Here is a 12,118-nt window from a genome sequence, read left to right on the forward strand (position 1 = left end):
AACGATCTCGTCATCAGCGCATAGGCAGATTTTTCGGACGACGGCGCCTTTCAAGGGTCAGAGTCCGAGATTGGCGGGCGTCCGGACTATAGCAATGTGAACCGCCGATGGACGCGAAGTGTCCTGCAATGGGCGCGTCTGACCGTACACTCGGCGACCGTGAGTAAGATTCGGCGGACTGCAGCCAAGCTGTACAGAGGAGACGTTACTCGTCAGCTGAGCCTGGCGGGTCGCTCGCTGCTACCTGCGCCGCAGCCCGGAAACATCTGGTCCGGCCTTCAGATCAGGCCCCAGCAGGCTCGAAAGCTCGAGCATGACGATCTGCATGCTGAGCGCGCCGATGCATTGGCGGAGGTACTGCGGGCGGTGGCCCCGGTGAAGTGCGTCTTGGCACCGCCCACACCTCGTCGGCCCTGGCGGCTTGCGGTGCGCGCCGAGGATGCCGCTGCTGCTCACCGCGCGCTCGCTGTGCTGCCCGCGCATTGGGAGTCCCGTGCCGAACCCGAGCTGAGGCGGCTCATCGTCAGTCCGCGGCTGTCGGCCGGCGGGCGGCCGCTTCCGCAGCTCTCGGAACTTGAGGTCGTGATCGACGTGTTCCAGCGGGAAGGCTCTCACTATCGGGGCGGGACGTTGGGATCGATGCGACGGATCGCCGCGGATGAGTGGGAGCGGAGCTCTGCCGAGAGCCTCGGTCAAGCAGGACGGAGGATGGCCAGCCCAGAGCCCGCAGTGCCGATCGACGTCGTCTATACCTGGGTGGACGGGGGAGACCCGCAGTGGCGTCGGCGACGGGATGCGGCACTCGCGAAGAGCCGCGGTGAACAGCCGCAGCCCCATCCTTCTGCGGTCGAAGAGAGTCGATTCCTGGACTCCGGTGAGCTGCGCTATTCGCTGAGGTCAGTGCTCCGGTATGCGAGTTGGGTACGACGAATCCATCTCGTCACGGACTCTCAGCGTCCTTCTTGGCTGAGGGACGACCCGCGCATCAACCTGGTGGATCATCGCGATCTGCTCGGTGGCAGTCGCTTCAACTCGCATGCGATCGAGTCTGCGCTGCACCGTATTCCTGACCTCGCCGAGCATTACCTCTACCTCAACGACGACGTCTTCTTCGGCCGCCTCGCGTATCCCGGAGACTTCTTCGCTGCCCCTGGGATCTCCCGATTCTTTCCGTCCGACCTCCCGCTCGATCCGGGCCCGGTGCAACGTGAAGATCTGCCGATCATGGCGGCGGCCAAGAATGGCCGCGATCTGATGGCGGCGCAGTTCGGCCTCGCGGTGCGCACGAAGATTCGACACACGGTGCACCCTCAGCTGCGCAGCGTGAACGAGCAGATCGAGGCCGAGCACCCGGGCGAGATAGCTCGGACCCGTGAGGCTAGGTTCCGCGCAGGAACCGATCTCTCGCTCGCGTCCTCCCTGCATCACTGGTACGCCTATGCCCTGGGCCGTGCGGCGCCCGCGCTTCCGAACTACCTGTACGTCGACCTGGCCTCCCCGCGGCTAGGACATACGCTGGACGCTCTGGAATCGCTGCGGCGCTACGACACCTTCTGCCTCAACCAGGAGCAGTCCGCAGTTAGCGCTGAAGCACGCGGTGAGCTACGCACGTTCCTAAACCGCTATCTGCCCACCCCCGCTCCGTGGGAGGAGAGATGACAACAGTGAATAGAACACCGCGTCTCCGAGGTGTCGAACAACTCGTCAAAGGAACCGCACACCGGGTGAGGGCACGGCTGCGTGGATCCGCACGGCGGCCCGCGCTCAGGGTGCACCTGGTGTTGGACGGTGCTGACCTGCTGAACTGGCGCAGCCACGAGGGCATCGACGCGATCCGGCTGCACCCGGGAGCTGCGGTGGGAGCGCCGGTCGACTTCTCGCGACGGCAGGCGGACGGTCCACCCCATGGGGTGATCCGGCTCGGCGTTCTTGAGCACCAGCACTACGTAGTGCTGGCGTTGCGCGGTGGGCGGTCTCGGAGGATCTCGCTGCCGGCGGACGAGTCGACGGATGGCACCCGGAATGTCGCGGTGACGCCCGATGGGCGTGTCTGGGACATCGTGCCCGATCCGGCACAAGGCGCTGTGCTCCGGAGCAGGGATCAGGTCGAGGCGCTCCGCGGTGTCAGATCCTTGAGAGCGGCTCACGGGATGGTGACCTTGGCGGCGGGACCGAGCGGAGATGACGTATTGCTCCAGCTTGAGCGGCGTTCCACGAAAGAGCGGCTGGAGATCCTGCCGATGTCTCGTGACGAAGAGGGGATTGCGCAGTTCCGCATTGGTGCGGAGCAATGGGCGAAAGTGGCTCGGCTCTCGGCGGTAAAGGGCCGTCCGGATTCCGTATGGAACCTCTACCTTGTGGACCTCTCCTCTCGGGACCGGCGCGAGCGCCTGCGCTGGGCAGGCAGCAATATCGGGAACCCGCGCCAGGCCCTGCGGTACCGAGCGACCGCCTCGCTCATGATTCGCGGGAAGAAGGTCGAGATCCGTCCCTATTGGACGGCGGACCAATACCTGGCACTCGAAGTACACGTGACGGCATCGATTGAAGGAGAGCTCGTATGAAACTCGTCTATGTCCTCACCACTGGTGGTGGGCTCGCCGGCACCGAGAAGACGTTCGCGGATCAGACCGCCGCGATGTCCGAGCGCGGCCACGACGTGACGATGGTGAGCGTTTATCGCACTGCCGAGGAAGGATTCGATTTCGGACCCCGCACCGAGATCGTGCACCTCACGGACCTCGAGGGCCCGGACGATATCCCCAGCCTGGTGATACCCGAGGAGTGGGAGAGCCAGTTCTGCAGACGCGCTGATGACGCTCTGCTCGAGTATTTCCGGACCTGCACTGCCGACATCGTGGTGACCTCCACACCAGCCTTGATGGTGTACGCGATGCTCGGGCTTCCCCCGCAAGTCAAGGTTGTGACGCAGGAGCATCGTGCGACGCAGACCAGAGGGATCCTCGCGGAACCGCTCATGCGCCATGGGATGGACGCGGACGCCGTGGTGACGCTGACCGAACGCAATGCGCAGTGGCTGCACGAGCAGTGGGGCGAGCGAGCCCCGCGGCTCGAGGTGATCCCCAATTCGCTGCCCGCGACCGGGCGGCCCGCGAGCGGCGGGCGCCAGAAGATCGTGATGGGGGCGGGAAGGTTCGTCCCGTCCAAGGGATTCGGGGATCTGATCCGGGCATTCGCCAGAGTCTCCGGCGAGTTTCCGGACTGGAGACTCCGACTCTTCGGCGACGGCCAGCAGCGTTCGCGGCTGGTCACCACCGCGCGGAACCTGGGGATCGCCGACAAGGTGGAATTCATGGGGCCCACCAAGGATATCGAGAGGGAGTGGGCCCGGGCCAGCATCGGCGCCCTGAGCTCTCGTGTCGAAGGGCTGCCATTGGTCCTGCTCGAGGCGCGTGGAGCGGGGATACCGGTGGTTGCCAACGACTGTGAGACCGGGCCACGGGAGATCATTGAGCACGGCAAGGACGGCTACCTCGTCGACGTCGGCGACGTCAACGGATTCGCCGACTGCCTGCGTCTGCTTATGGGGGACGAGGCGAGACGGGATGAGATGGGGGCGCACGCCTCCATCTCGCTCGAGCGATTCCGTCCGTCGAAGGTGGCCGATCAGTGGTCGGAGTTCTTCGATGAGGTGATGCGCGAACCGCTGACTGCCCGGCAGCAGCGGGCAGTGGCCTCGGCAGCGCCGGGCCCGGCTGCGGAGGCAGTGGAAGGGCAGGTCGCGTCGCGGACCCAGGGTGAAGAGGAGTCGGGCGCTCGTACAACGGGTGCACAGGAAGTCGAGGAGACGTTCGCGGTCAGAGTGGTAGCCGCCCAGGACCTGGTCCCCAGTCTGCTGCGCGAGCGTAACCGGGAGGCCCTAGAGGACATGTTCCGTGACCTAGATGTGTGCAGCCGACCCCTGCAGTCCGCGCCTGATCGATGGGCCTGGGCGGTCCGCACGCGCGACCGAGAGCGGGTGCTGGACAGGTTCGCCGAGCTCGAGGACCCGAGTCTTGAGGCGCGTCTGTACGCCAGCTCGGCGAGGCTGGACAGCGACGGCAGCAGCTGGTGTCGTGAGCCGGCGCAGGTAGATCGGGACGACGTCACGCGAATCTACGCCTTCCGTCACCACGCGACAGAGGGCGGAGCGCACATCGGGTACGCCGCCGGGCTGTTCATCGAGTTCTGGGACGAGCACGAGAGTCGGGAAGGTCTGTGGAGTGCGCCGCGGCGGAATCTGGAGGTCGATCTGCTACGTGGAGAGCAGTTCGATCGGCCTCTGTTCAGCAGGTGGCAGCCGATGCGGGGGAGGCCGCTCTGGTCCGTCCCCGATTTCCCGGTCGATGCGGTGTACATGTGGGTCGACGGAGCAGATCCCGCCTGGAGGGCGCGCAAAGCTGAATACTCCGGCACCGGGATACAGGTGCCGGACCTCTCGGCCGGTGACATCCGGTTCCGCAATCGTGACGAATTGCGATACTCGCTCCGCTCGGTGCAGATGCATGCCCCGTGGATCCGCCGCATCTACCTGGTCACGGACTCCCAGCGCCCTGAGTGGCTCGTCGAGGATGATCGCCTGCGGGTCATCGACCATCGGGAACTATTTCCAGACCCGGAAGTACTGCCGGTGTTCAACTCGCAAGCGATCGAATCCGTCCTGCACCGCATCCCTGACCTGGCCGAGCAGTTCCTCGTTATGAACGACGATGGTTTCTTCCTGCGTGAACAGCAGCCCATCCAGTACTTCTCCCCGACCGGGCGACCCAAGTTCTTCCCGTCACCGACCAAGATCAACGATCTCGGAGACGCCGCCGAGCCTCATGAGGCCTCCGGCGCGAACAACCGTCGGCTGCTCGAGGAGAAACTTGGGGTGAGCATTACCCAAGGGATGCTGCACACTCCGCTGCCTCATCGACGTTCCTACGTCGCGTCGGTGGCAGAACGGTACTCTGCGAAGGTCGAAGCGACACGGCGAGCGAAATTTCGCAGTGACAGCGATGTCTCCCTACTGTCTTCGCTGACCCAGTACTCGGGCTATCTCGAGGGCGAGTACGAGCTGGGGGCGCTCCGGGTCTCCTTCATCTCGCTCGGGGCTCCCCAGTCCGATGTCCGTCTCGCGCAGATCGGAGCGGGTTCGGTCGACTTCCTCAGCTTCGGCGAGGCGGAGGAAGACGCCGATCCCGAATACACCCAGGAGATGGCACTGAACTTCATGAGGGGGAAGTTCCCGATCCCGTCCCCGTGGGAGCGCCGTTGAGCGGAGGGTCTCTTGAGGTTGATTGACACGGCGAGGCCCCCGGACTCGGTACTCTGGCGGGGTGCCTTCGACGACTGAGACCGTGACCCCGCAGCGGCAGGACGGGCTGGACCTGCCCGGCGTCGTGACCGACCTCGCCGAAGCGGGGACGGTGACGGACCCCGACCACCCCCATCCCGGACAGTGGCGGCTGAACGCCGTGCAGGTCTCCAACTGGGGGACCTTCCACGGCACCCACGACCTGGCGATCTCCTCCAAAGGGTACTTCCTCACCGGCGGCCCGGGCACCGGCAAGTCCACCCTGCTGGATGCGATCAGCGCACTGCTGACCCCGCCGCGCACCCTGCAGTTCAACGCCGCGGCCTCCGACGCCGGCCCGAACCGCTCGAAGTACCGCCGCACCGTGGCCAGCTACGTGCGCGGCGCCTGGGCGATGCACTACGACCAGGCGACCGGTGAGTTCAGCCAGGAGGTGCTGCGGGAGAAGACCACCCTGTCGGTGCTGACCCTGCGCTACAGCGACGGCAAGGGCGGCACCGTCCAGCTCTCCCGGCTGCTGCTGCTGCATGCCGGCCACTCCGCGGACTCCGACGTCAAGAGCCTGTACGTCATCGCCAGGACGCCCCTGGACGTCACCGACCTGCGCCAGTTCGTCTCCACCCAGATCGAGGGCAAGGCGCTCGAGGCCGCGCATCCGGGCACCCAGACCTTCCGCCAGTTCCGGGAGTACCGGGCTGCGTTCAGCCAGCTGCTGGGCATCCCGGACGAGAAGGCGCTGGGACTGCTGCACAAGATCCAGTCCGCCAAGGAGCTCGGCGACGTCAACGCGCTGCTGCGCGACTACATGCTCGACGCCCCGCGCACCTTCGACCTGGCCGACCAGGCGCTGGCGAACTTCCAGAACCTCTCCGAGGTGTACGAGGCGCTGGTGACCGCCCGCGAGCAGCGGGAGCTGCTGCGCACCCTGCGCGGCTCGCACGAGGACTGGACGGCCATGCGCGAGCGCGGCGGCGCGCTGGTGGACCGTCGGGCGGATATCGACGTCTTCGCCGCCCAGCACCTGGTGCGGCTGCTGGGGGACGAGACCGACCGGCTCCGGCTCGAGCGGGACCGGCTCGCGGCCCAGCAGCGCCGGCTCACCCAGGACGTGGCCGAGGCCCGCTCCGATCTCGCCCAGCTCAAGGAGCAGCGCAAGCGCGCCGGCGGCGGGGAGATCGACGACTGGAAGCAGCAGATCGCCGGCCTCGAGGTGGAGCGGGAGCGGCGCCGCGAGCGCGGCGCCGAGTTCGCCGCCCAGCTGGCCACCGTCGAGCTGCGCACCCCGGCGGGGGAGGACATGTTCCTCGCGCTGCAGCGCGAGGTGACGGCGCTGCGGGAGACCCTGGAGGACGAGGAGAAGGGGGCCGACGCCGCCCGCTGGGAGGCCGAGGCGGCCGTCCGGGAACTGGGCCAGACCCTCGCCCGTACCCGGGAGGAGCTCACCTCCCTCACCAGCCGCGCCTCGAACCTCCACTCCGAGGACGTCGCCCTGCGCGACCACATCGCCGCCGAGGTGGGCATCGCCCCCACCGAGCTGCCCTTCGCCGCCGAGCTGCTGCAGGTGCGCACCGGCGAGGAGGAATGGACCGCCGCGGCCGAGCAGGCGCTGCGGGGACTGGCTCGCTCGATCCTGGTCCCGGACCGGATCTACCGCGAGGTCGCCGCCGTCATCGACCGCACCAAGCTGCGCCGCCGGATCTCCTACAACCGGGTCAACACCGATCTGCGTCGCCCTGCGAAGACCATCGACGCGCGCTCCCTGGCCGCGAAGCTCGAGGTCAAGGACGGCGAGTTCCACGTCTGGCTGTCCCACGAGATCGCCTCCCGCATGGACTACACCTGCGCGGAGAGCCTGGAGGAGTTCACCCGGCTGCACCGGGCCGTGCTGCGCTCGGGACAGATCAAGCACTCCGCCGCCCGGCACGAGAAGAACGCCGACCGGCAGATCAACGACCGCTCCCAGTGGGTGCTGGGATTCGACAACCGCGCCAAGCGGGCCGTGTTCGAGGCCGAGCGCACCCGCGCCGAGCAGGCGCTGTTCGAGGCCCAGGCCCGGCGCAAGGACGTCGAGACCGATCGCGACCGCCGCCGCGAACGTCTCTACGCGCTGCAGCTGATCAGCGCAGTCACCTGGGACGACATCGACGCCGCCTCGGTCGCGCGACGGGTGGCGAACCTGCGCGACATGGTGCGCGCCGCGGAGGACGGCTCCGCCGCACTGGCCGAGCTGGCCCGCCAGATCGACGATGTCGAGCAGTCCATCGCCGGCAGCGACGAAGAGCTGCTCGAGGTGGTGCGCAGCGCCGGCAAGCTCGCCGAGCAGGCCGAACGCGCCGAGGAGCGCCTCGTCGAGGCCCGGGAGCGGGTCGCCGAGTCGACGCTCGATCCCGAGGTCGAGACGGAGCTGGCCGAGCGCTTCGCCGCGATCGCGCCCACCCTGGTGCTGTCCACCATCGACCAGGTCACCAAGGACGCCTCGGCGACCCTGGACGCGGAGCTGATGGGCCTGACCCGTCGCACCTCCCGCGCCGAGGAGGACATGCGCACCGCGATGCGCGAGTTCTCCCGGCGCTGGCCCGCCCAGGCGGGGGACACCGCCCCGACGCTGGAGGGGGTGGACGACTACCTCGCGATCCTGCTGCGCATCGAGGAGGAGAAGCTGCCCGAGGTCGAGGACCGCTTCTTCGAGTTCTTCACCGGCAACACCCTCGGTGACGTGCAGGCGCTGGCCACCGCCATCGCCCGGGAGCCGGCGGAGATCCGCAAGCGCCTGCAGCGGATCAACACCCTCCTGGCGCAGATCGAGTTCCACTCCGGACGCTTCCTGCAGCTGTCGATGCGGCCGGTGCACCTGGCGGCGCTGGACGAGTTCAAGCGGGCGCTGGAAGAGGCGGTGGCGGACACCGCGCTGAACGACATCTCCCGGGATCGCGACCTGGCCGAGGAGCGGTTCCTCTCGCTGCGGCACCTGATGGACATGATCGGCGCGGCCCGCACCCGCGACGACCAGGTCTCCCGGGTGATCCTGGACGTGCGCCGCCACGTGCACTTCCACGCCGAGGAGGTCGACGCCGAGGGGACCGTGGTCCACGCCCACGAATCCGGCGGCCCGCTCTCCGGCGGCCAGAACGAGAGGCTCGCCACCTTCTGCCTCGCCGCGGCCCTGCGCTACCAGCTGGCGGGCACCGGCCAGGAGGTGCCCCGGTACGCGCCGATCATCATCGACGAGGCGTTCTCCAAAGGTGCGGGCAAGTTCATCACCGCCGCCATGGAGTCCTTCCGCCACTTCGGCTTCCAGGTGATCCTCGCCAACCCCGGCAAGAACCCGCAGGCCCTGGCCCCGTTCATCGGGGGCGTGGGAGTGGTCTCGATCCGGCAGGACCGCTATTCCTCGGTCGCGCCGGTGGAGTTCGTGGCGACCGCTGCCGAGGAGTAGGGCGCGGCGCCGATGGGGAGTTCTCCCCATCGGCAGCGGCCCCCGGACTCGATACTCTGGACGCCCACCGCGTCGGCCGAGCGGTGCAGCGTGATGCCGCCGCCCCCGCGTGCGGCACGAGGGTGGAAGGTGAACGGCGATGTCAGCTCTCCCCTCCGGCGCACCCGAGGCGATCCCCGGGCAGGACGAGACCCACCAGCGCATGCACGACCTGCTGACCTCGGTCACCACTGCGGTGCTCGAGGAGCAGCCGGGCCTGCTCGACTTCCACGACCACCGTCCCCAGCGGGACCGCTCCTCCGGTGACTCCTGGCGCGGGCTGCAGACCCTGTGCCACGTCAGCGCGCTGCTGGCCAGCAGCGGCCGGCCCACGAGCTCCGAGAGCGCCGCCGCACGACTGCTGGAGGCGGCCCACGGGTCCGCGGCCTCCTGGGGGCTGCACCGCCGGTCGGAGCGGAGCGGGGCAGGGGTGGTCACCGCCAGCTGGACGAACGCGGCCGGCGACCTGCTCGAGATGATCGTCGGCGTCCGGGTCGCGGTGCGCGCGATCAGCGCCCCGTTCCTGCCGGGCTCGCTGACCCCGAGGACGACCACCAGCCCGGCCTCGGCACTCAGCCCGCTGACCCCGCCACCGCGCCCGCTGCGCTGATCCGCCCCGGTGCCGGCGGCGGCCCCGAGCGGAGGGTGGCCACCGGCGCCCGGGCGTCGACTCCGTGCATCGAGTCCCCGGCCCGCGTTGCTACCCTGGCCGGATGCTCGAGCCGTCGCCGCGTCGCCCCTCGCGCGCACGTCCGGGGAGCCTGGCCGCGCGTGCGGCGGCGCTGTGCGCGGCCGGTCTGCTGGCACTGTCCACGGCGCTCCCCGCCGCAGCGCTGGGGGAGGACGGCCCCTTCGAGTTCCCGGCGGAGACGCAGACCCTGCACATGGTGCCCGGCTCGATCACCCGCATCCCGCTCGGCGCACTGATCGAGGACGATCTCGAGGACGAGGTCGATCTGGAGTCGGCCCGCCTGGCCCTGCCCGAGGGGGCGGGGGCGAGCACCCGCTCGCGGATGAGTCTGGGGGAGGATCTCCGCAGCCTCGAGGTGAGGGGGGAGGGGACCTGGTCGCTGCTCGGTGAGCAGCTCGTCTTCACTCCGCTGGTCGGGGTGGAGGGACCGAGCGCACCGATCGAGCTGACCATCGGCGGGCTGCACGAGGGTCGCTCGCAGCCGGTCCGGCTCACCCCTGAGCTGCTGGAGCTCGAGGAGATCGCCGCGCGCGGCTCGGCCGGTGAGGCGAAGAGCATCGAGCTCCCTGGCGACGTGCCCGCCGAGGGCTCCGCTCGCCTGGAGCTGGGAGGCCTGCCGTCCGGTTCCACGGTGCTCACCGACGGCAGCCGGGTCACCGTCCCCGACCAGGGCACCTGGCAGCTCACGGCCGACGGCGGGTCCCTCACCCACACCCCCGTCGGCCCCGGGCTCGGCCGGCAGCTCGACCCGGTCCGCTTCGTGATCGAGGACGACGAGGGCGCGGCGGAACGGGCCGGCCGGGTCACGCTCTCGGTCCCGATCATCTCGGATCTGGACTGGTCCGCTCCCTATGGCCAGGACATCCTCTTCGTGGTCGGCGAGGGACAGCAGTACGTCGACCCCGGGACCCTGCGTCTGCAGCCGTTGGGACCGCCGGAGTCCCACCGGGCCTCCGAGGACGGCACCGAGGTGGTGGTCGAGGGCCAGGGCACCTGGGTGCTGGACCGCGCGGCGGCCACCGTGCGCTTCTCCCCGGAGAGCGCCGAGGTGCACGAGACGGCCCCCATGGGCATCACCGGCGGCGACGGGGAGGGCCATGCCGCTGCGACCGCGCAGCTCAGCACGGCGTACCCGATCCTGCGGTCCCGGACGGTGGCCGCAGCGCCCGGCACCGAGATCAGCATCGACATGAGCACCGGCAGCCAGGACGTCAGCTCGGACTCGCTGCGCTTCGATCCGGCGACGGCACCGGAGGACGCGACCCTGGCCGAGGACGGCTCCGAGCTGACCGTCGCGGGGGAGGGGACCTGGCGGATCGACGATGCGACCGGCGCGGTGGAGATGACCCCTGCCGATGGGTTCACCGGCACCTCCACCCCGGTGGGGGTCATCGCCCGGGGCGTCTACGCCGACAATCTCGCCCAGGCCACCGTGACGGTGGTCGTCTCCCCGATCATCGCCACGCCGCGTCAGGACGAGGGACGCACCGCGCCGCAGACCCCGGTCACCGTGGACGTGCTCAGCAACGACACGGCCGGCAGCGGCGACCAGCCGCTGGAACCCGAGACGCTCCGGATCAGCTCCCTCGCGGCGACCAACCTGTCCGAGCTCGAGAACGGTCGCGGCACCCGGCTGCTCATCCCGGAGGAAGGGACCTACTCGGCGGGGGACAACGGCACGGTGACCTTCACGCCCGTCGAGGGCTTCACCGGCCGCACCACACCGATCACCTATCACGTCCGCGACAGCGCGGGCGTCCCGGTCCGGGCCTCCCTGGTGGTCGACGTGGACCCCAGCCTCAGCGCGGCCGAGGAGCCGGGGGCCGAGGTCAGCGGCATCAACAGCCTGCTGGTGGGGCTGATGCCCGGCACCCCCGGCACCTCGGTCCTCTTCGGCACCCTCGTGCTGCTGCTGCTCTTCGGCGGCGGGGTCTCGCTGGGGATCGGTCTGCGCATGGAGACCGACCGCCGCGCGTGGGAGGACTGATCGGCGTGCTGCGAGGTACGAGCGGCAGGAGAGCAGTCGATGACACGCTGGACTGAGTCTCAGCAGCCCTCGGGCGCGTCCACCGGCTCCTCGAGCGCGGCAGAGGCCGCCGCCGCCTCCTCGAGCCCGACGAAACCGTCACCGATCAGCACTGTCACCGCGTTCCCCTCCTGCTGCTCGTCCAAGCTCAGCTGCGCTCCCTGGATCTGCACCCGCACGGACTGCGCCGCCAGGTAGCCCTGGGGGCCGTGGACGATGGTGGCGGGGCCCGTGGCCGCGCGGGTGTTGCCGGGGCTCTGAACCCCATAGCCCCGCTCGGCGAGCTGCTCGGAGACGTCACCGGCCAGGCCGCTGCGGCTGGTGCCGTTCAGCACGGTCACCGTGACCTCGCCGGGCGGCAGCGGCACGGCATCGGGTTCCGGGCAGGAGAGCTCCACGGGCTCGTCCCCGAAGGACTTCTGCTCGATCACCCCGGGATCGGCCACCGGTTCGCGGAGCTCGCCCACCGCGTAGACGCCGATCGCGATCAGAGCGACGGCGAGGATCGCGAAGATCGTCAGCTGCGTGACCCGCAGGCGCCGGGTGCGGCGCAGCCGCTGGTCCCGTCGGCGGACGTCGTCCGCGGAGCGGCCGTACGGGTGCGCGTCGTGGTGGGAGCGGCTCATC

Annotated in this window: 7 protein-coding genes; 6 read left to right on the forward strand and 1 reads right to left on the reverse strand. The window is 69.3% G+C overall.

Features of this window, described 5'->3' with window-relative positions; all coding sequences use genetic code 11:
• The first annotated feature begins 159 nt into the window (after window positions 1-159).
• The 6 genes from ACHUEU_RS14030 (at window position 160) to ACHUEU_RS14055 (ending at window position 11,452) form a co-directional block, all read left to right on the forward strand.
• Window positions 160-1,659 carry a stealth family protein gene (locus ACHUEU_RS14030; protein WP_394216750.1) on the forward strand — a complete coding sequence of 500 codons (1,500 nt, stop codon included), beginning with the start codon at window positions 160-162 and terminating at the stop codon, window positions 1,657-1,659.
• Window positions 1,656-2,564 carry a hypothetical protein gene (locus ACHUEU_RS14035; protein ID WP_394216751.1) on the forward strand — a complete coding sequence of 303 codons (909 nt, stop codon included), beginning with the start codon at window positions 1,656-1,658 and terminating at the stop codon, window positions 2,562-2,564. Before ACHUEU_RS14030 ends, ACHUEU_RS14035 begins: the two co-directional genes overlap by 4 nt.
• Entirely contained in the window at window positions 2,561-5,260 is a 2,700-nt protein-coding gene (locus tag ACHUEU_RS14040; RefSeq protein ID WP_394216752.1) for a Stealth CR1 domain-containing protein, read from the forward strand. The genes ACHUEU_RS14035 and ACHUEU_RS14040 overlap by 4 nt, the downstream gene beginning before the upstream one ends.
• 61 nt (window positions 5,261-5,321) lie before the next feature.
• On the forward strand, window positions 5,322-8,735 hold the full coding sequence (locus tag ACHUEU_RS14045; protein WP_394216753.1) for an ATP-binding protein: 3,414 nt from the start codon (window positions 5,322-5,324) through the stop codon (window positions 8,733-8,735).
• Between the two features lie 139 nt (window positions 8,736-8,874).
• A complete protein-coding gene (locus ACHUEU_RS14050; RefSeq protein WP_394216754.1) occupies window positions 8,875-9,384 on the forward strand; it encodes a hypothetical protein in 510 nt (169 codons plus the stop codon).
• A gap of 103 nt (window positions 9,385-9,487) precedes the next feature.
• Window positions 9,488-11,452: an Ig-like domain-containing protein gene (locus tag ACHUEU_RS14055; protein WP_394216755.1), complete on the forward strand. Its 1,965-nt coding sequence runs from the start codon at window positions 9,488-9,490 to the stop codon at window positions 11,450-11,452.
• Window positions 11,453-11,511: 59 nt separating this feature from the next.
• Here ACHUEU_RS14055 and ACHUEU_RS14060 read toward each other — a convergent pair whose 3' ends face one another.
• Complete coding sequence (locus tag ACHUEU_RS14060) at window positions 11,512-12,117, reverse strand: LytR C-terminal domain-containing protein (RefSeq protein WP_394216756.1); 606 nt, start codon at window positions 12,115-12,117, stop codon at window positions 11,512-11,514.
• Between the last annotated feature and the right edge of the window lies 1 nt (window position 12,118).

This window comes from Brachybacterium vulturis, assembly GCF_043641765.1.
Classification (GTDB): Bacteria; Actinomycetota; Actinomycetes; order Actinomycetales; family Dermabacteraceae; genus Brachybacterium; species Brachybacterium vulturis_A.

Coding starts and splice junctions, on each gene's coding strand:
- ACHUEU_RS14040 (WP_394216752.1), top strand. CDS start 2,561: ATGAAACTCGTCTATGTCCTCACCACTGGTGGTGGGCTCGCCGGCACC.
- ACHUEU_RS14035 (WP_394216751.1), top strand. CDS start 1,656: ATGACAACAGTGAATAGAACACCGCGTCTCCGAGGTGTCGAACAACTC.
- ACHUEU_RS14050 (WP_394216754.1), top strand. CDS start 8,875: ATGTCAGCTCTCCCCTCCGGCGCACCCGAGGCGATCCCCGGGCAGGAC.
- ACHUEU_RS14060 (WP_394216756.1), bottom strand. CDS start 12,117: ATGAGCCGCTCCCACCACGACGCGCACCCGTACGGCCGCTCCGCGGAC.
- ACHUEU_RS14055 (WP_394216755.1), top strand. CDS start 9,488: ATGCTCGAGCCGTCGCCGCGTCGCCCCTCGCGCGCACGTCCGGGGAGC.